The organism is Hymenobacter lutimineralis, from assembly GCF_008271285.1.
GTDB classification, from domain to species: Bacteria; Bacteroidota; Bacteroidia; order Cytophagales; family Hymenobacteraceae; genus Hymenobacter; species Hymenobacter lutimineralis.
This window is the reverse complement of record NZ_VTHL01000028.1, coordinates 36,090-53,561: the sequence shown is the minus strand read 5'-3', so window position 1 is coordinate 53,561 and position 17,472 is coordinate 36,090. Positions and strand designations below refer to the sequence as shown.

The 17,472-nt window shown below is 61.2% G+C and carries 19 protein-coding genes; 8 read left to right on the top strand and 11 right to left on the bottom strand.

What is annotated here, in order from left to right:
- The coding region (locus tag FY528_RS21850) for an integrase core domain-containing protein (protein ID WP_149072669.1) at positions 1 to 83 on the top strand (83 nt) is incomplete at its 5' end.
- Here FY528_RS21850 and FY528_RS19330 read toward each other — a convergent pair.
- The gene (locus FY528_RS19330; protein ID WP_187632205.1) at positions 80 to 496 is read right to left on the bottom strand and encodes a hypothetical protein; all 417 of its coding nucleotides are present in this window, start codon (positions 494 to 496) and stop codon (positions 80 to 82) included. The genes FY528_RS21850 and FY528_RS19330 overlap by 4 nt on opposite strands.
- A 281-nt stretch (positions 497 to 777) precedes the next feature.
- Between FY528_RS19330 and FY528_RS19325 the strand changes: the two genes are divergently transcribed.
- Both FY528_RS19325 and FY528_RS19320 read left to right on the top strand, forming a co-directional pair.
- Positions 778 to 1,188: a hypothetical protein gene (locus tag FY528_RS19325; RefSeq protein WP_149072666.1), complete on the top strand. Its 411-nt coding sequence runs from the start codon at positions 778 to 780 to the stop codon at positions 1,186 to 1,188.
- Between the two features lie 103 nt (positions 1,189 to 1,291).
- Positions 1,292 to 3,895, top strand: a complete 2,604-nt coding sequence (locus FY528_RS19320; protein ID WP_149072665.1) for a toprim domain-containing protein — start codon at positions 1,292 to 1,294, stop codon at positions 3,893 to 3,895.
- 46 nt (positions 3,896 to 3,941) lie between these two features.
- Here the strand turns inward: FY528_RS19320 and FY528_RS19315 are convergent, their stop codons facing one another.
- Positions 3,942 to 5,330, bottom strand: a complete 1,389-nt coding sequence (locus FY528_RS19315; RefSeq protein ID WP_149072664.1) for a chloride channel protein — start codon at positions 5,328 to 5,330, stop codon at positions 3,942 to 3,944.
- A 161-nt stretch (positions 5,331 to 5,491) separates the two neighbouring features.
- Between FY528_RS19315 and FY528_RS19310 the strand changes: the two genes are divergently transcribed.
- The 3 genes from FY528_RS19310 (at position 5,492) to FY528_RS19300 (ending at position 8,864) form a co-directional block, all read left to right on the top strand.
- Positions 5,492 to 7,213, top strand: a complete 1,722-nt coding sequence (locus tag FY528_RS19310; RefSeq protein WP_149072663.1) for a mechanosensitive ion channel family protein — start codon at positions 5,492 to 5,494, stop codon at positions 7,211 to 7,213.
- 113 nt (positions 7,214 to 7,326) lie between these two features.
- Positions 7,327 to 7,752 carry a hypothetical protein gene (locus FY528_RS21365; RefSeq protein ID WP_222931841.1) on the top strand — a complete coding sequence of 142 codons (426 nt, stop codon included), beginning with the start codon at positions 7,327 to 7,329 and terminating at the stop codon, positions 7,750 to 7,752.
- Between the two features lie 146 nt (positions 7,753 to 7,898).
- Positions 7,899 to 8,864, top strand: coding sequence for a mechanosensitive ion channel family protein (locus tag FY528_RS19300; protein ID WP_149072661.1), 966 nt, complete (start codon positions 7,899 to 7,901; stop codon positions 8,862 to 8,864).
- Here the strand turns inward: FY528_RS19300 and FY528_RS19295 are convergent, their stop codons facing one another.
- Positions 8,865 to 10,187, bottom strand: a complete 1,323-nt coding sequence (locus FY528_RS19295; RefSeq protein WP_149072660.1) for a DUF2254 domain-containing protein — start codon at positions 10,185 to 10,187, stop codon at positions 8,865 to 8,867.
- A gap of 11 nt (positions 10,188 to 10,198) precedes the next feature.
- On the bottom strand, positions 10,199 to 11,467 hold the full coding sequence (locus FY528_RS19290) for a cation:proton antiporter (protein ID WP_149072659.1): 1,269 nt from the start codon (positions 11,465 to 11,467) through the stop codon (positions 10,199 to 10,201).
- A gap of 226 nt (positions 11,468 to 11,693) precedes the next feature.
- On the opposite strand from FY528_RS19290, the gene FY528_RS19285 reads away from it, so the two are divergent.
- Complete coding sequence (locus tag FY528_RS19285) at positions 11,694 to 12,179, top strand: DUF305 domain-containing protein (protein ID WP_262384062.1); 486 nt, start codon at positions 11,694 to 11,696, stop codon at positions 12,177 to 12,179.
- A 14-nt stretch (positions 12,180 to 12,193) separates the two neighbouring features.
- Here the strand turns inward: FY528_RS19285 and FY528_RS19280 are convergent, their stop codons facing one another.
- The 4 genes from FY528_RS19280 to FY528_RS19270 all read right to left on the bottom strand — a co-directional run bounded on the left by FY528_RS19280 (position 12,194) and on the right by FY528_RS19270 (position 14,527).
- Positions 12,194 to 13,555, bottom strand: coding sequence for a DUF389 domain-containing protein (locus tag FY528_RS19280; RefSeq protein WP_187632203.1), 1,362 nt, complete (start codon positions 13,553 to 13,555; stop codon positions 12,194 to 12,196).
- A 53-nt stretch (positions 13,556 to 13,608) separates the two neighbouring features.
- The gene (locus FY528_RS21360; RefSeq protein ID WP_187632202.1) at positions 13,609 to 13,758 is read right to left on the bottom strand and encodes a hypothetical protein; all 150 of its coding nucleotides are present in this window, start codon (positions 13,756 to 13,758) and stop codon (positions 13,609 to 13,611) included.
- Positions 13,759 to 13,845: 87 nt separating this feature from the next.
- Positions 13,846 to 14,202 carry a helix-turn-helix domain-containing protein gene (locus tag FY528_RS19275; RefSeq protein WP_073288160.1) on the bottom strand — a complete coding sequence of 119 codons (357 nt, stop codon included), beginning with the start codon at positions 14,200 to 14,202 and terminating at the stop codon, positions 13,846 to 13,848.
- Between the two features lie 40 nt (positions 14,203 to 14,242).
- Positions 14,243 to 14,527, bottom strand: a complete 285-nt coding sequence (locus FY528_RS19270; protein WP_149072657.1) for a type II toxin-antitoxin system HigB family toxin — start codon at positions 14,525 to 14,527, stop codon at positions 14,243 to 14,245.
- Positions 14,528 to 14,959: 432 nt separating this feature from the next.
- On the opposite strand from FY528_RS19270, the gene FY528_RS19265 reads away from it, so the two are divergent.
- Entirely contained in the window at positions 14,960 to 16,051 is a 1,092-nt protein-coding gene (locus tag FY528_RS19265; RefSeq protein WP_245855421.1) for an IS110 family RNA-guided transposase, read from the top strand.
- Here FY528_RS19265 and FY528_RS21685 read toward each other — a convergent pair.
- The 3 genes from FY528_RS21685 to FY528_RS19250 are packed head-to-tail and all read right to left on the bottom strand — an operon-like array spanning position 16,048 to position 17,293.
- Entirely contained in the window at positions 16,048 to 16,281 is a 234-nt protein-coding gene (locus FY528_RS21685; protein ID WP_071884577.1) for a GDCCVxC domain-containing (seleno)protein, read from the bottom strand. The two genes, FY528_RS19265 and FY528_RS21685, sit on opposite strands and share 4 nt — an antisense overlap.
- 14 nt (positions 16,282 to 16,295) lie before the next feature.
- Positions 16,296 to 16,913, bottom strand: coding sequence for a mercuric transport protein MerTP (gene merTP, locus FY528_RS19255; protein WP_044017963.1), 618 nt, complete (start codon positions 16,911 to 16,913; stop codon positions 16,296 to 16,298).
- Positions 16,910 to 17,293, bottom strand: a complete 384-nt coding sequence (locus FY528_RS19250) for an ArsR/SmtB family transcription factor (protein ID WP_044017964.1) — start codon at positions 17,291 to 17,293, stop codon at positions 16,910 to 16,912. The genes merTP and FY528_RS19250 overlap by 4 nt, the downstream gene beginning before the upstream one ends.
- Positions 17,294 to 17,472: the final 179 nt, after the last annotated feature.

The following is a 17,472-nucleotide window of genomic DNA, read 5'->3' as shown; positions in this document are numbered from 1 at the left end:
AGTGGCGGCACGACTATAACACCCAACGGCCCCACCAGGCCTTGAATTTCATGACCCCACTCGAATTTAAACAAGCCGCTTAACCTCTGCCTACCACTGGCTTATCGAACGGGGAAGCGTACAGGGCCGCTGCGGCATCTTTGCCAGCAGACGGTTCCGACGTGTCTGGCTGTTGCGCCTGTTCAGTGGTGGGGTTCTTGGTCGCTTCGCTGTCAGCTGCCGCTGCGGCTTGGGCCCGCTCTTCCCGTACCCGCTGGTCCTCGTCGGGCATGAGCCGGGCCAGCGCATTGCCGGTAGCCGGCGGCGGACTTGGCGCGACTACCTCCCGGGACGGTAGAATAGTTGCGGGGCCATAATGAAAAGACCACACCGAGCGGTGGTTGCTCTTGGCCACGAGGTCAGCCGGCTTGCTCTTACTCTTGATGCGCCGCCAGGCCAAGCCGGACAGGGCAAACAGTAAAAACAAGGTGAACACAACGATAAAGGCCATTTTCATATGAGCCCTGCTTACAGCTTGTGTTCTGAAAGAGTTCTGAAAGATTTCTAAAATGATTCTTTTAATATTCTGTAAAACTTCTGATAAGTTTCTTCGTTAGGGATGGGCAACCGCGTTTAGGCCGAGCCAACTGCTGTTGAGCTGCTACCGGAGCGCGGGGTACCATTGCGGGTTTTGTATTAGCCATTTGCAGCGAATGGCTTGAATTCGTGTCTTTGTAGATTATGCCTCTCGTTAGGTCTACTAGCACACCTGTTCACCCTCACAAAGCCACCTCTTGCATGGTACCATCTGCACACATTTCGGCCCCCTTGGGCTTTCCCGACCTAAATCTCACCGTCCCTTATGCCGACGTTTTACGCTATGCCCAATTCCGCCTGCTGATGCTTCCTAAAGGGGAGCTGAAATCGTTCTGCGAGCAGCATGAGCTGCCCTACACCAGTATTGTAGGACTAAAAAACAACTCCCTGAAGCGCGAAGAGCCCCGCCTGTTGCAGCGCTTGCTCCGCAACCTCGACGTGGCCACTGAGCTAATCAGGATTCCGCCCAACAGCGAGAGCCCGCGCTTTCTATTTCCCAGCCAGGAGGCCCTGACCACTTTCCAGAAGCAACTGAAGTGCTTCGACAGCGGCACCCCTCCCCTGCCCGGCACTGAGCACGCCGCCGGCGCATCGGCAGCCCCAGCCCCGTAACCTCGACCGGATAGTTTTCTGGGTAGCCAGGCGGACTCATTCCCGTCTGCCCTTCCCCGCCCGGAGCTACTGGTCATCAACGACCACTTGTAAGCTCCCCGCGATGAATGTCCCTATTCGAGAAAACGACCCCACCGAGCTTGACCGGTTCAAGCGTGACATTGACCTGGTAGACTACGCCGAGCGGCAGGGCTACCAAGTCAGGAAGGAAGGCAAGCGCGGCGACTGGCACCAGCTCGAAAAAGACGGGGAGGTGCTCATCGTCACCCGTAAGGCCGACCACCAGGTGTACCTGAACACCGGCGACGACCGGGACAAGGGCAGCGTTATTGATTTTGCGAAAACCCGGGGCGGCAACGGCCACGGATTGAATTTGGGGCAGGTTCGCCAGCAGCTACGCGAGTATCTGCATGACGGGCCTGCCCCAGCCCGTGTTTATGCTGCCCCGGTGGACGTGAGCAGGCTCAATGCCCTGCCAGTAGGCGACCCAGACCATGAACGCCAGCAGCAGGAAGACCGCAAAACGCGCCTCATTGCTGAGGTGCTGGGCGTGAATAAGGAGCTAACCGACCGCAGCTACCTGCACGGCCGAGGTATTACCGATAGCACGATTGACAGCCCGGCTTTTCAGGGGCGCATCTTCACCGCGCAGCAGAACGAGCACAAGAACACCGCTTTTCCGCTCTACAACGAGCAGGGCTTGGCCAGCGTCGAGCAGAAGAACGAGCACTACAAAAACCTGCTGCCACTGCCCAAAAACGGCATCTGGGTATCGCACCCCACCCAGGGTAAGAATACGCCGGTTGAGCGGGTGGTCGTGTCCGAGTCGGCCATTGACTCCCTCTCCCACTACCAGCTGAAACACGCGCAGGACCCCCGAAACACCCTTTACGTGGCTACCAGCGGCACGCCCACCGAAGCGCAGGTGGCCCTGATTCAGCGGGTGATTGACAAGCAGGAGCCCAAGGAAATCGTGCTGGCCAATGACCGCGACGCCGGCGGGCGGCAGTTCAACATGAACTATATGAACGAGTTGCACCCGGCTCGCCCGCTGGTACCCGTGGCCGACCAGGAAGCCTACAAGGAAGCCAGCCGCCCGGTGGAGTGGCACGCCACGTCGGATAAGTACCATACGGCCCTGAAAGTGAGCTACCGCCACGACAGCGCCGAGAGCGGGGCGGCTCAGGTGCAGCAGTTGACCGAGCGGGTAGCCCGCATGAACGGCACCCAGGAAGCCGGCCCTACCATTGAGCTGGAAGTGCAGCGCAGCACCGAGCGAGAAACCGTCCTGCGCCTGTCGGTGGCCAAGGCCGATACCGCCCAGCTCGAAGTAATCAGCCAGGAGCTGTACCGCCAGCGGGAGCAGCTGCGGCCCGAGCAGGAGCGCAGCCAGGAGGCTTTCATCCGGGTCGATTATCCGCAGGCCAAAGACTGGAACCGGGAGTTGGAGCTAACGGCGCAAGGCCTGAGCGCCGAGCAAATCCGCGCCCAGGCGCAGCTGGACGAGCAGCAGCGCGCTGCCGAGCGGGACCAGCGCGAACAGCAGCGCCAAGCGGAATACGCCCGCTCCGCCGCGATGGAGCGTGCCGAGCAGGAAACCCGCCGCCAGTACGATGAGCGGCAGCGGCAGCAGCGAATAGACGACAACAGCCCCGAAAGCCAGGCCGAGCGCCAGGCGGAGGACCGTCGCTTCAATCAGGCAATGATGGGCGCGGCAGTCGCTGACGCCGGCCGCCAGGATGCGGAGCAGCCGTTCCGCTCGTACCGAACCGAGCAGGAAGCAGCAGCGCATACGGCGCAGTTCGTGCACGCCCGGGACGCGGGCCTGGTGCTGCTAAAGGAATACATCAACGATAACCCCCCTCCCACCGGCCGCAAAGTTGATGAGGCCGAGCAGGCTGAGCTACGCGACCAGGCCCGCTTCGCGGCGCGCCCGGCGGCCGCCGACCTGCCGGCAGCCCAAGCGGAGGTGAAGGTAGCAACCTGGCAAATCGATGAGCTGGAGCCCAACACCACCGGCCGCGCCGAGGCTTGGAAGGAAATTCTGGATAACTCCGGCTACTCGATGCAAACGAGTGAGATTCGCAGCACGATGGATGCGCAGGGCATCCGGCGGGCGGAGTTCGACATGACCTACCGCAACGACCAGCCCGATATTGCCATCATTCATGCCATCGTGACCAATACCAACGCTCGCGCAGAGGCCGGGCGGGAGCAATATGTTGGTGTGCGGGTAGCGGAAAGCGAAGCCGACCAGGCAGCGCGCCAGGCAGCGGCCGAAGTTGCTCCCATTCAGCCCCACAACCGGGACCGTAGCCTGGATGTGGCCGAGAAGCCGCCGCTCGAAGCTTCGGCCGGTGCGCCAGGCAGCGAAAAGCAGATAGTCATCAAAGTGGACGAGCCCGCCATTACCCCAGGTGAGCGGGGCCAGGCCGAGGCCGTACAGGCTGCCATCATCGACAGCGGAGCTAAAGCCGGTGACATTCAGAGTACCACCGCCGCCGATGGTATCCGCCACTCGGAGATGAAAGTCACTTACCGCACCGACCAGCCGGAGCTTAGCCGGATTAGCCACACGCTGGATGCAGTGGCAGAGCAGCCCGGTAGTCACGTTGTGGAGCACAGCAGCGACCAGGCTGAGCGGCGCGAGCTAAGCAAAAGTCAGGAGGTGGCCACGCCGGCGCGCAATACAGAAATCACCCGGTAGCTGGGTACTGCTTGCTGTCTTGCACGCGTGATATTTATACGGACGTCTAATCGGCAGTTCTGGACGGTGGCGACTGAGCCAATTCACTGGTCTCGCGAATGAAACCGGCCTTTAGGTGCTCATAAAGCGAGTGCTTATCGATGATAGAGGCTACCCCTTGGGCCAACAGGCCGCTGATGAGCAGTTGGAAAATGGCTGAGTGCCGGTCCGTCATTTCCAGCACCAAAATGGCGGCCGTGAAAGGGGAGCGAACTACCCCGGTCAGGAAGCTCACCATGCTTACCAAAATCAGCAGGTTACGGTCGGGCACGGCTACGTCGAATACTTGGCAGATACCGTCGCCCAATATGGCGCCCGCGCTGAGCGAGGTGGCAAACACCCCTCCAGCCCCGCCGCTGCTATAGCTCAGGGCCATGCCGGCGAAGCGCACCGGAAACAGGTACCAAGGCGTCTGCCCGTCGTTTTGAAACAGCAGCCGGTTGATGATAGGCTTGCCCGTTCCCACTCCTTCACTACCTACCAGATACGCTAGGCAGCCCAGCAACAGCCCGCAGCCCAGCACCCAGCTCGCCTGCGCGGCCAGCGTGGTAAAGCGCTGCCGGTAGCGCCCCAGCCACAGCAGCGTTTTGGCAAAGGCTGCCCCGGCCAGACCGCACACCAGCGCTATCACCACCACCAGTAGCTGTCCCCAGCCAGCTACCGGCACAATCTTCGGAAAGCCCAGGTACAGATAAGGCCCCAAAAAGGTCTGGGCTGTGAGGCCAGCGATGATAACGGCGGTGAACACGGCCATGCGAAACCGGGCCATGTGCATCTGCGTCAACTCTTCCACCACAAACACAATGCCTCCCAGCGGCGTGTTAAAGGCCGCTGCCAGCCCCGCCGCCCCGCCCGTCACCAACGCAATCTGGCGCGAGAGCTGCGGCCAGCCGGCGGGCTGCAGCTTATTGATGGCCCGGAAAATGGCGGCCGAAATCTGAATAGTCGGCCCTTCGCGGCCAATGACACCCCCGCCCAGCAGCAGCACGACGCTACTAAGGACTTTGACGATGGCCACGCGCAGGCTCAGCAGGTAGGCCGTGCGATGGTGCTGTCCGGGGTTAGACAGCTCGATGCCGGCCATGACCTGCGGGATGCCGCTGCCCCGCGCCGCTGGCGCCCACTGCCGCACCAGCAGCCAGGAGGCACCGAAGGCCAGCGGTGGGAGCACGAACGCCAGCCAAGGGGTGCGCCCCAGCCAGGAAAAGCTTACCTGCTCGGCCCAGCCAAACAGTTTCTCATAGCCTACGGCTACCACGCCGGTCAGAATGGAGGCAATCCAGAACGGAAAGCTCTGCAGAATAAGCCGCCGCACCCGGTCGGTGTAGAAGGGGCGGATGACGTGCTGGTCGAGCCAGGCGAGAATACGGGCGTAGCGGGAGGGCGAATCAGGCATTCATGGAAAATACGGGCGAACGGACGCGATGGCCGAAAGGACAAGCGCGGTAGTTTTCGGGAAGGTCGGGACTTTTGTGAGGGTTGGGTGAAAACCGGGTACCTTGTCAGGCTTAATTCCTGCGCTAGGACCATGCCTGGCGTACTTACTCGTCTTTGTGCATGCGTTGTTTCTACTCTTACTGGCTGGTGGTGCTGGCCGTGCTGGCCAGTGGACCAGCGTTGGCTCAAAAAGCCCTGATTACCTCCGCTGATTCTTCGCGCGCCAGCGAATCGGCCCTGCTCCGGCGGGTCGATTCATTGCGGCTAGTGCGTGTCCGGCAGCGTATCGACGCGCTGCGGCCCGGCACCCCAGGCTTCCCCGTGGTACTGCGGCAGGATACGCTGTTTCGCATTTATACCAAACTGGGGCCGTTTTCGCCCCGCGAGCGAGCTGCCCTTATCGCCGAGAAAGTGCAGCGCCTGGAAGCCAACGTGGACTTCCGGCCCGACTCGCTGCGCCTGTACCCGGCCGAGCAAACCATCGACCTGATGTACGGCGAACTGGTGGTGCAAAGCGTGTCGGAAACCGATGCGCTGTGGGCCAGCGTCCCGCGCGACACCCTGGCCCGGCAGTACCGGGCGCGCATCGTGCAGGCCGTGGCCCGCTACCGCGAGGCGCATCGCTTCAGGAACATTTTGAAAGAAATCGGGCTGGTGCTGCTGGTGCTGGTGGCCTTTTTCTTCGTGGTGCGGCTGGTGAACCGGCTCTTTGGCTGGGTGCGGGGCAAGCTGCTGCTGAAAGAAGCTACCTGGTTCCGGGCGGTGCGCGTGAACAACTACGAGCTATTTACGCCCCGCCGCGGCCTCGACGCGGCCCTGCTGCTGCTCAACGTGCTGCGCTGGGTGCTCATCTTCCTCATCATCTCGCTGGTGCTGCCGCTGCTCTTCAGCATCTTCCCCGGCACGCAGGGCGTGGCCGATACCCTGCTGGGCTACGTGCTGACCCCACTGCGAAGGATGGCCTTGGCTCTCTGGGACTTCCTGCCCAACCTGATTACCATCGTGGTCATCGTGACCGTGTTTCGCTACGTGCTGCGGGGCGTGCACTTCCTTAAGGAGGAAATCCGGCTGGGCCGCCTCACCATCGACGGCTTCTACCCTGACTGGGCCAACCCCACCTACCAGATTGTGCGGGTGCTGGTGTTTGCCTTTTTGCTGGTCGTGATTTTTCCGTATCTGCCGGGCTCTGAGTCACCCGTTTTTAAGGGTGTTTCGGTGTTTCTGGGGTTTCTGTTCACGTTTGGCTCGGCGGGCTCCTTGTCCAACATCGTGGCCGGGCTGGTGCTCACCTACATGCGGGCCTACAAGCTGGGCGACCGGGTGAAAATCGGGGACGTGACGGGCGACATCATCGAGAAAAACCTACTCGTGACGCGCATCCGCACCATCAAAAACGAGGAAATCACCATCCCGAATTCCTCCATCATGAGCTCCTACACCACCAACTTCACCAGCGCCGCGCCCACATTGGGTCTGGTGCTGCACACCACCGTCACCATCGGCTACGACGTGCCCTGGGCGCAGGTGCATGAGTTGCTCATCGCGGCGGCCACGCAGGCCGAGGGCGTGCTGGCCGAGCCCGCGCCCTTTGTGCTGCAAACCAGCCTCGACGACTTCTACGTGAGCTACCAGCTCAACGCCTACACCCGCGAGGCCAGTCGCCAGGCCGTCATCTACTCGCGTATCCACCAGCATATCCAGGACCAGTTCAACGCGGCCGGGGTCGAAATCATGTCGCCCCACTACCGCGCCGCCCGCGACGGCAACCAGACCACCATCCCCGCCGATTACCTGCCCAAAGACTACGTGGCCCCGAAGTTTCGAGTGGAGCGACCGGAGTAGAAGAAATTACGGCTATTCAGCGGGTGTCTTGTCACATTCCACGAGCGGAAACCAATACGATGAGATTGACAATAAGCCAAATAGCCCAGTTAAAAGATATAATTGACATCAGCTTGGGACAGTTGTATCAGAACGATGCTGAACTGATTCGCAGAACTGGGATGGAACAAGCCGTGTCCTTTCGCTTTGGCATTTACCTGCTGAGGCAATGCCAGCAACTTGACTGGTTGAGGCAGCGTGATTTTGACATGGAATACAATAAAAATGGCTTGTACCCCAAGAGGACTCCCAGACGTCCAAATGGGGTTAGACCTGATTTGATTATTCACACGAGGAATTCCAATGACAGCAACATTCTGGTTATCGAAATTAAAGGATGGTGGAATCCTGAATCCCGGGACAATGACCGAATCAAGCTGGAAGACTTTGTTCACCAAGACGGGGAGTACAAGTATGGACTGGGGGTGTTTTTAGACGTAGGTCCTAGCGGCTGCGTGCCGGCCTACTTTATTGACTACGAAGCCACGAGCATCTCCTGATAACAGCGGGCTCATTTTGCCCTGTATTCGACCTGCTTTGTCATAAGCTCATCGGCAGAGTGCAATAAGTTATTCTGCGCCTGTAAGCGGATGCTTGGGCCTTATTTTTCAGCAATTTTCCTTGCGGGCACGTATGCAGGGGCACTATGGATTTTTCTCTTGCCTGGCAGAAGCTCAACCAGATTGGCCGCGACCTGATGCTGGCCCTGCCGAACATCGTCTTCGGCCTGGTGGTATTCGTGATTTTTATGGCGTTGGCCAGCGGAGTTCGCTCGCTGGTGCAGCGCGTTACCAGCAGCCGCAGCAGCAGCCAGAGCCTGGCGCGGCTGCTGAGCCGGCTGGCTTACGTGGGCATGCTCATTCTGGGCGTGCTCGTCACGGTCACCATCGTGCTGCCGGGCTTCACGCCGGCCAGCCTCATCAGCGCGCTGGGCGTGGGCGGCATTGCCATCGGCTTCGCCTTCAAGGATATCTTTCAGAACTTCCTGGCCGGGGTGCTGCTGCTGCTCACCGAGCCCTTCAAGATTGGCGACCAGATTAAGTACAAGGACTTTGAGGGCACCGTGGAAGACATTCAGACCCGCGCCACGGCCATCAAAACCTACGACGGCCGCCGCGTCATTATTCCCAACGCGGAACTGTTTACCAACGCCGTGATGGTAAACACCGCCTACGACAAGCGCCGCCTGCAATACGACGTGGGCATCGGGTATGGCGACGACATTGCTACCGCCCGCCGCCTCATCATCGAAGCCATGCAGGGTGTGGAGGGCGTACTTACCGAGCCCGCCCCCGAAGCCATTGTGGTCGACTTGGCCGGCAGCAGCGTCAACCTCCGCGCCCGCTGGTGGGTGAACCCGCCGCGCCAGGCCGACGTGCTCGACGCCCAGGACCGGGTGCTGGAAGCCATCAAAAACAAGCTTACTGAAAACGGCATCGACCTGCCCTTTCCCACCCAGCAAATCCTGTTGCACGACCAGACCGAAACCACCGACGGTGACCGCCGGCAGCAGCGCGAAGGCTGGCCCGCCGGCCCGGGCAACGTGCCCGAAGCCCGGGCGGCCACTTCGCCGCCCACGGGTACCCCGCCGCTCGCCAACCCGGCCGAGTAGCTATGCCAGGCGTGGCAGCAGCTGCGCCAGCCGCTCGCGCACCTGTTCCCGCTCGTAGGGGGTGGACAGGGTGCGTTGGGCGGCTTCTTCTACCAGTTCGGCCTGCTGCCACAAGGCCTGCCGGCGCGCCGGGGCCTGGGCGTGCTGCGCCACGGTGGCCAAGGCCGTGAGCAGGCGCAGATACACGCCCACGTTGCCGTCGGCGCTACTGCGAACCTGGTCGAAGGCGCTGGCCACGAGCTGCCCGAACGAGGGGCGCACGGCCACCACGCGCACCCGGTCCTCGTCGGTGCGCAGCGGCCCAGCCAGGCGGCGGTCGGCTAGCTGTGCCAGTAGGGCCCCGAGGTGGTCGATGCAGATAATGGCCGTGGTAGTGTCGTTGATGCCCGGCGAGAGGGCCTTGAGGGCAATGTCCACAATCTGGCGCAGGCCAAAGCCCGCGTCCTGCTCGATGGTGCGCTGGCTGCCCAGGCTGAACAAGGCATTCATTTGGTCGGTGAGGTCGGCCGGGAGGGCCGGCGGGTTGCCTGCGTAGCCGGCCACCGAGAGTAGCAGCGCTCGCCGAGCTACAAACCCCCCGATGCCGTGCTCCAGGCGCACTACGCCCTGCAGGCCGCGCGCCACCGCAAGCAGGCCGTCTTCGTCGATGTTTTGCACGTAGCCCGTGGCCGTCGAAAATACCGGCTGCCAGGTGAGCTGCCCCGCCTGCCGGAGCCATTCTTCGGCTTCGACGACACTGGCCTCTTCGCCCAACTCGTCGGGAAACAGGCGCGCAATAGCCGCTTCGGTTTCCTCGGTGGCGTTGCGCACGATGGTGGCCGCCTGGATAGCGGAAGCCATGTGGTGGATAAAGAAAATCAGCACCCCGATGCTTAGCAGCGCCAGCACCAGCCCCATACCCACGGCCAGCGACGGGATGAACCGGCCTTCGTCGCCACCCCGGATGGTGCGTAGCACGATGAGGCAGTAGGCGAAAATGCTCACGAAGAAGCCCAGCACTACCTGGTTGGCCCGGTCGCGCATGAAGTTGCGCAGCACCCGCGAGGTGTACTGGCTCGATACCTGCGCCAGCGTGCTCAGCGTGAGCGAGAATATCAGGCCCGCCACGGTTATCATCGAGCCCGCGATGGCCGTGAGCATGCCCCGCGCCCCGTCGGCCCCGGCCCCGAACAGCAGCGGGAAGTCCTGCAGCCGCTCGTGGTTGAGCAGCGGCTCGGCCAGCACCAATCCGAAGGCCAGCAGAATGGCCCCAGCCACCATCAGCGTGGGCACAAACCAGAGGCTGGCGTTCACATTCTGCCACAGGGCACGGAGTCGGTTCATGCGAAGCGGGGTTAGTGGGTGGTACTGTCAGCGTCCGGCCCGGTGCTCAGGCCCAGCTTTCTCACCAGTGGCCCGATGGTAAGGCCCTGCCCGATGATGCTGAAGATGACTACCACGTAGGTGATGCCCACCAGCAGGTCGCGGGGCATGGAATCGGGCAGGGACAGGGCCAGCGCCACCGAAATGCCGCCTCGCAGCCCGCCCCAGGTCAGCACGCGCAGCGTTTGCCGGTCGAAGGGATAGAAGCGCTGTAGTAGCACCAGCGGCAGGCCCACCGATAGCCAACGGGCTAGCAGCACCACCCCAATGGCCACCAGGCCCACCAGCAGCGTGGTGCGGCTGATGTCGAGGATGAGCATTTCCAGGCCGATGAGCACGAACAGCACCGCGTTGAGAATCTCATCCAGCAGCTCCCAGAACTTGTCGAGGTACTCGCGCGTCACATCCGACATGCCCAACTCCCGGCCCTGGTCGCCCACAATCAGGCCCGCCACCACCATAGCCAGCGGCCCCGAGGTATGCAGGGCCGTGGCCAGGGCCGTGCCGCCCATCACCAGGGCCAGCGTTATCATCACCTCTACCTGGTAGTTGTCAATGCTGCGCAGGGCCCAGAACGTGACGTAGCCCAGTGCCGCGCCCAGCATCAGGCCGCCCACCGCTTCGCGCAGAAACAGCTCCCCGATAACGCCGGGCGAGGCCTGGGCTTCGCCGAACTGGGCAATCTGCAACAAACTCACGAACACTACCACGGCAATGCCGTCATTGAACAGGGACTCGCCTACGATGCGGATTTCCAGTCGCTTGTCGATGCGGGCTTCTTTTAGAATGCCCAGCACAGCAATCGGGTCGGTGGGCGAGATAAGGGCCCCAAACAGCAGGCAGTAGATAAAATCGGTGGGCCGCCCGAACAGGGGCAGCAGGTAGTAGAACGCGGTGCCCACCAGCGCCGTCGACAGCAGCGTGCCCACCGTGGCCATGGCCCCCACGGCCACGCCCTCCCGGCCCAGGGCGCGCACATCCACGTGCAGCGAGCCGGCAAAGAGCAGGAAGCTCAGCATCACCTGCATGAGCACCGTGTGGAAGTCGAGGCCGCGCACCAGCTCACCGGCTTTCAGTACCCAGTCCACGCCCAGCTTGCCCAGCCCGATGGCCAGCAGCGACGAGACCAGGGCCAGTATCATCAGCCCGATGGTGCCCGGCAGCTTGAGAAAGCGGTGGTTGAGGTAGCCAAAAACGGCGGCTATCACGAGGAGCAGGGCCAGGGTATTGTATAATTCCATGGATAGGGGCGGGAAGGTATTGCTGTGCTAGACGCGGATGGGGATGGGATGGTTGGAAACTTTCCGGGCTGGGCAGTTGCCACCGGCAGCGAGTAGGGCGTAGCACGGGGCACGCAAGCCAGCGGCGCGGCGGCTCTGACTTCTAATCCTGCTAGCGCAACGGCGCGTATGCAGGGGAGTGGCTTAGTGGCTGCTTCATTCTCCTAGACCCTTTCGCCAGTATTATATGATGAACCCCAACGCCCCCATGCCCATGTCGCCCCACCCTTACCGGGGCTTCGCTATTATGCTGACTGTCTCGTTTTTTGTGATGTACGCGGTGATGTTTCTGAACGTAGACCAGTTCGACCACGTCTACCTGAGCCTGACGCGCACCTACATGAGCCTGCTGATGGTAGCGGCCATGGCCCTGGTGATGCTGAGCCTCATGCGCCACATGTACCCCAACCAACGTTTGAACCGGCTGATTGCCGGCGGCAGCGTCCTGGTCTTTGCCCTGGTGCTGACCCTGCTGCGGGCCCAAATCCCGGTCGGCGACGTGCAGTACCTGAAAGCGATGATTCCGCACCACTCCTCCGCCATCCTGGTTAGCCGCTCGGCCGAGTTCAAAGACCCGGAGGTGAAAAAGCTCTCGGAAGGCATCATCCAGTCGCAGGAGCGCGAGATTGCCGAGATGAAAGCCGCCATCGCCCGGCTGGAAAGCCAGCAGTAGGGCCCTACACTCGCTCATTTGGTAGTTTCCAGCAGCAGGCGCACGGGCCGGCGGGTACCGGCGCGCACGCTCAGCCACTGGCTCAGGTGCTGGGCTTCGTCGGCGGGCAGGGGACGGGTGGTGCGCACCGAAACCACGACGGTGGTATCTGCTCGCAGCGAATCGGCGGCTGGGTGGGCCAGCTGGCTCAGGGCCAGTTGGCGCACGGTGGGGTGCTCAGCCTGCACTTCGCGCAGCAGCGCGTCGGGGGCGGGCAGGCCAGACCTACTCGCCGCTTGCTGGGTTAAAAGTTCTTGCAGCTGCGCCAGACGGGCATCATAGCCGGCCATTGTTTGCTCGTTGCGGCTGCGTACGTCCTCCAGCAAGCTGGTGCGCAGGGCATGGGCGTCAGCCGAATCCAGCTGCGCCAGCCCCTGCCGCACGATGAGCTGGGCACGGCTCAGGTGGTAGGTGTCCAGCCGGGCCCGCACGGCGCGCAGCTGCGCGGGCGTGAGCACCCGGCCCGTGAGCAGCACGTTGATGGCCCGCTGGTCATACTCGATGCGCCGGGTGATGACGTAGGCCCCCGGCAGGTTCAACTCCTCGTCCACGAAGCGCTGGGCGTTGTGCTCGAAAGTGGTGCGGCGCACAATGCCGGCCGCCAGGTACACGCTGGGCACGGCCGTAAGCAGGGCCACCGCCCAGAACATCAGCTTGGCCCGCCGGGCATGCTGTGGGTCTATGAAATTGTGCTGGGGCAGCGGCAAAATGCGTGCTACCAGAAACATCGCGAGGCTGATAAAGGCCGCGTTGATGCAAAACAGGTACAATGCTCCGGCCATGAAGGCCCAGTGAGCCGTGGCCAGTCCGTAGCCGGCCGTGCACAGGGGCGGCATGAGGGCCGTGGCGATGGAAACGCCCGGCACCACGTTACTGACTTCGCGCCGGGTGAAGCCAATGGCACCGGCCGCGCCGCCAAACAGGGCAATGGCCACGTCCCAGGTGGTGGGCGTGGTGCGGGCCAGCAGCTCAGAGCCGGCATCGGTCAGGGGCGTGAAGCAGAAGTACAGCGCCGATACCAGTACGCTCAGACCCGCCGCGATACCCAGGTTTTTCAGGCCCCGGCGCACCAGGTCCACGTCAGACGTGGCCGCCCCGAAGCCCACGCCCACAATCGGGCCCATGAGCGGGGAAATAAGCATGGCTCCTATGATGACGGCCGTAGAGTTGACATTCAGTCCTACCGAAGCCACCAGAATGGCAAAAAACAACACCCACAGGTTAGTGCCCTTGAAGGCAATGCCCGCTTCCACATCGGCCACGATTTCGGCTGGGTCGGCCATGTCGTGGGCCAAGTCGAAGCGGGTGCGCAGCCACCGGAAGAAGGGTACAGCCATTAGGTACGAGTGAGTGGTTGGGATAGAGGGTGGGGAGCGAAGTGGCCGCAAGCTTATTCCGCTTCCAGCCAAGACGTGGCCGAAGTAATTTTCTCGAAGAGGCATACCTGCGCGTAGTGGCACAGGGCCTGCACCACCTCACCCGTGTGCAGGCGACGCTGCGGGTCGGGGCTGAGCGGCGTAGCGGCCGTAATATTCATCACGAATTATTTCCGCCGGCCAGCGACTGACGCCCGGCCGGATTTGGTATAGTGTTGCCTGCTGAAATACACCTAAAGCCCGCGGGGCAGCTACGCGTATTCCAGGATAAGTTCGGCAGAGATACCCAGCTTTTGGTAGAGGCGCTTGGCTAGGTCCAGGTTGATGGCGCGCTTGCCGTTGAGAACTTCGCTCAGCCGGCTGTTGGCAATGCCGAGCAGGGCAGCCATATCCTGCTTTTTCAGGCGGCGCGCCACCATCTCCCGCTCCAGCATGCCGACCAGCGAGGTAGGCGAGATGGGCCGGTGGCCATGGTCGTTTTCATATTCGTTCGCGGCGTGACCGAGGGCCTTGATTTCGTCCAGGTTGCCGGGCTCGTTGTCGATGAGGTATTCAAGCCGCGTCATAGCGGCCTGATACTCCTTTTCAGTGTGCAGGATGAGTGCCATTGTGCGTGTGGGGTGAATGATTGGGATAGAAGGAGGTGGCTCAGACCGTCGAAGTGTCGGGGATGCGGTCGTACTCAGCGTGGGTGCCCACGAAGCGGATGTACACCTGGTAAGCCGGGAAAAAGATGCGAACAATCAGGCGGAAGCGGTTGCCCAGAATATTGAACACGTAGCGGTTGTTGCCGACGTAGCGAGCGGGTACATCAGCGGCTGTCTGCCACTCAGCCGCCTCGGCCATCTCAAACCACTCCAGCAGGGCCTGGGCTACATCAGGGTGTTGGGTATTTCCATAGTCTCTCAATCTTTTCTTAGTAAGTATCTCCATAGTCAATAAGCATAATGTCTAGCAAAAAGCAGCGCGGGGGCACGGGTTACAGGTCTTAAGTAAAGGTACGTAAAATTTCTGGATAAGGTAAAAAAATTTACACAATACAGAAATTTAGGCGTGTCCCTTCGGGCCGGGCTGTTCGGGGCTGCGGCTGCGCCTACGGTCCTGCGGACTAAACCCCTACCATCCCTTGTATGATTGCAGTGCCTTTCGTAGAAGGGTAGCCAGAAAAGGAAACGAGGTCACCAACTATCCCTAAATGCGGGGCTTCGGCCCTGACATTGCGCGTTAGAGACTGTGCCTCGTTTCCCGTTTTTGCCTGAAGACTGAACAGTATGGAGGGAGCCCGGCGTTGGCATCCCGCATTTGTGCAAGGAGAGTTGCGGTAAAAACCGGACTGGCTAGTTCTTCCCCTTTTTTCATTTCCTTATGCCTACCGCCCATCCCTGCACCAGCCCACTCAAATTTGTCGTGGGCATCGACATTGCGAAAGATACTTTCGTCGCCTGTTTTGGGCAAATTGATGCCCGCCAGCACCTGCGCTTCGGCAAACAGACATCATTCGACAACACGCTGACTGGCTTTGCTGCTTTGCTTAGTTGGACTGAAAAACAAGCGGTGCTGCCGGCTCCCATTTGGTTTGTAGTAGAGGCCACAGGCGTCTACTACGAAGAACTGGCCTATTTTCTAAGTGATAAGGCGCAAGCACTCAGCGTGCTCCTCCCCAACAAGGCGAAGCATTTTGCACAGAGCACCGAGCAAAAGAGCAAAACGGACCAACTTGATGCGCGCTTACTCTGCCGGCTCGGGTTGGAGCGTGCCTTGCCTGCCTGGCAACCGCCCTCACCAGCCTTACGGCAATTACGGGCGCTGGCCCGCGAGCGGCAAAGCTTAACCGGACATGGGGCACGCCTCAAGGTGAAAATCCATGCCTATCAGCACAGCTATCAACCCGATGCCCGTTCCCTGTCCCGCTTGGCCACCCAACAAACACTTATTCAGCAGCAGTTGCTCGCCGTTGACCAGGACCTCGCCGCCTTGCTGGAAGCGGAACCCGAACTTGGTCGCAAGTTGAGACAGCTGACGAGTGTGCCTGGCATCGGTTTGACCACCGCTATCGTGGTCGTCGCCGAAACCAGCGGCTTCGTGCTCGTGGATAACGAGCGGCAACTGGCTTCCTACGCCGGGTTGGATGTAGTGCAACGCCAAAGTGGGCTGTTTGCCGGAGCCACGCGCATCTCGCGCCGAGGGAACGTACGCTTGCGTACGGCCCTTTATCTACCGGCTATCAGCAGCTTGCGTTACAACCCGCAGCAGATGGCCTTCTATACCCGACTGCGGGCGAGACACCCCAACGGCAAGCCTGGTGTGATTGCGGTCATGCGCAAACTCCTCCTGCTTTGCTACTCTCTGTGGAAAAATGACCGGATGTACGACCCGCAGTACCACCCCGCAGTTAACGAATTAGCAGCAGCGCTCGAATCCGTTCACCCCGAAACCAACGAGAAAGCACCAGTTTAGCCGCAGCAACTTCCTGAACCTTGTTCCTGAATGGGCGGACAGGGCACCGAGCCATAAGAGCAGTACACGCAGCAATCACCGGCCAGCGGTTTCAAGACCGTGTGGCAACTCGTGCATTCGTAGAAATATTGACAAGCGTCGGTCGGCATTTGCTCCGCTTGCGCGTGGCCGCATACCGGGCACGTTAGGACGGAAGTAAGCAACGGGGCCTTTGGTTCGAGCGTAAGCATGGAGCAGGGGGAGGTTAGTTCGTGGCCAGCACTTTGTAGCCAGTGCCGTTAATAGCTTGGGCGACCTGCGCGGCGGGGCTTTTGGCCGCATCAAAGCGGACTTGCGCTGTGCCCTGGTCGTAGGAAACGGTCACGGCCTGCACGCCCGGCAGCTGCTGCACCGCGTGCTCGACGTGTTTCGCGCAGGCGTCGCAGGTCATGCCCCCGATGCGGTAGTTCGCCGTTTGCCAGACCGGTCCGGCTGCACTTGCGGCCACTGGAACGGGTGCGACTGGGGTGGGGTACAACTTTGCCCCGTAGTAAGGGAAGGCCAGCAGCAGCGCCGCCAGTACCGTTACCACACCTAGGAAGACCTTGGACTGCATAAAGGTGGGTTTTGTGTCCACTGTGCAGCCGCAGGCATCGGCGGCCGGCGCTGGTTTGAGTTGCTGATACCAGGCAAAGCCCAGTGCACCCACGGTAAGGGCTACTGAGTAGGGCCGCAGGGGTTCGAGCCAGGCAAAGGCCGAGGCCACGCCGCCCAGGCCCCCCAGGACCGCCAGCAACGGCGTGATGCAGCACAGCGACGCGGCCAGCGCCGCCACCAAGCCGGCCCCGAGCAGGGGTTTGTTGGAAGAAGGGGAAGTATTCATAAGGCCGATTGAAGCGAAGGAGTGGCCGCTAAGCCCGCCAATAGCGGTTGCAGAATGGGTAAATGCGGTTGGCTGAGGGCATAAAACACGGTCTGGCCGACCTTATGGGCGTGCAGCACGCCCCCATCTTTGAGCTTGCGTAAGTGCTGGGACACGGCCGAGACGGTCATTTGCAGCACGTCGGCGATGTCGCACACGCACAACTGCTGTTCGTCGGCCAGTAGCAGCAGAATTTTTAGGCGCACCTCGTTGCCGGCCAGGGCTAGGACCGAGGCCAGGGACTGAAGGGCCGGCTCAACGTGCGCCAATCGCGCCTGGCACTGCTCGATACGGGCCGTATCAGCGAATACCCGGATGCAGGCAGTAGCTTTTTTAGTCATGGTTATGCAAAGGTACTACTTGCGAATTTAAGCAATTGCTAAAATAAAAAGTTTCTTCTTTTTAAGCTAAAGCGCAGTCTTTGCTTGCATTTCATCACAGTATCTCACGCAAAAGGCCGGCGCACGGGCCATCAGGCGGAGCCGCCGGCCTGCCGACGACTGCGCTGTGCTCCATCGAC

What these genes read in the sequence shown, in the direction of transcription:
- FY528_RS19310 (WP_149072663.1), top strand. Translation starts at nt 5,492, where the DNA reads ATGCGTTGTTTCTACTCTTACTGGCTGGTGGTGCTGGCCGTGCTGGCC.
- FY528_RS19285 (WP_262384062.1), top strand. Translation starts at nt 11,694, where the DNA reads ATGATGAACCCCAACGCCCCCATGCCCATGTCGCCCCACCCTTACCGG.
- FY528_RS19320 (WP_149072665.1), top strand. Translation starts at nt 1,292, where the DNA reads ATGAATGTCCCTATTCGAGAAAACGACCCCACCGAGCTTGACCGGTTC.
- FY528_RS19330 (WP_187632205.1), bottom strand. Translation starts at nt 496, where the DNA reads ATGAAAATGGCCTTTATCGTTGTGTTCACCTTGTTTTTACTGTTTGCC.
- FY528_RS21685 (WP_071884577.1), bottom strand. Translation starts at nt 16,281, where the DNA reads ATGCTTACGCTCGAACCAAAGGCCCCGTTGCTTACTTCCGTCCTAACG.
- FY528_RS19270 (WP_149072657.1), bottom strand. Translation starts at nt 14,527, where the DNA reads ATGGAGATACTTACTAAGAAAAGATTGAGAGACTATGGAAATACCCAA.
- FY528_RS19325 (WP_149072666.1), top strand. Translation starts at nt 778, where the DNA reads ATGGTACCATCTGCACACATTTCGGCCCCCTTGGGCTTTCCCGACCTA.
- FY528_RS19275 (WP_073288160.1), bottom strand. Translation starts at nt 14,202, where the DNA reads ATGGCACTCATCCTGCACACTGAAAAGGAGTATCAGGCCGCTATGACG.
- FY528_RS19295 (WP_149072660.1), bottom strand. Translation starts at nt 10,187, where the DNA reads ATGAACCGACTCCGTGCCCTGTGGCAGAATGTGAACGCCAGCCTCTGG.
- FY528_RS19250 (WP_044017964.1), bottom strand. Translation starts at nt 17,293, where the DNA reads ATGACTAAAAAAGCTACTGCCTGCATCCGGGTATTCGCTGATACGGCC.
- FY528_RS19290 (WP_149072659.1), bottom strand. Translation starts at nt 11,467, where the DNA reads ATGGAATTATACAATACCCTGGCCCTGCTCCTCGTGATAGCCGCCGTT.
- merTP (WP_044017963.1), bottom strand. Translation starts at nt 16,913, where the DNA reads ATGAATACTTCCCCTTCTTCCAACAAACCCCTGCTCGGGGCCGGCTTG.
- FY528_RS19300 (WP_149072661.1), top strand. Translation starts at nt 7,899, where the DNA reads ATGGATTTTTCTCTTGCCTGGCAGAAGCTCAACCAGATTGGCCGCGAC.
- FY528_RS19280 (WP_187632203.1), bottom strand. Translation starts at nt 13,555, where the DNA reads ATGGCTGTACCCTTCTTCCGGTGGCTGCGCACCCGCTTCGACTTGGCC.
- FY528_RS19315 (WP_149072664.1), bottom strand. Translation starts at nt 5,330, where the DNA reads ATGCCTGATTCGCCCTCCCGCTACGCCCGTATTCTCGCCTGGCTCGAC.
- FY528_RS19265 (WP_245855421.1), top strand. Translation starts at nt 14,960, where the DNA reads ATGCCTACCGCCCATCCCTGCACCAGCCCACTCAAATTTGTCGTGGGC.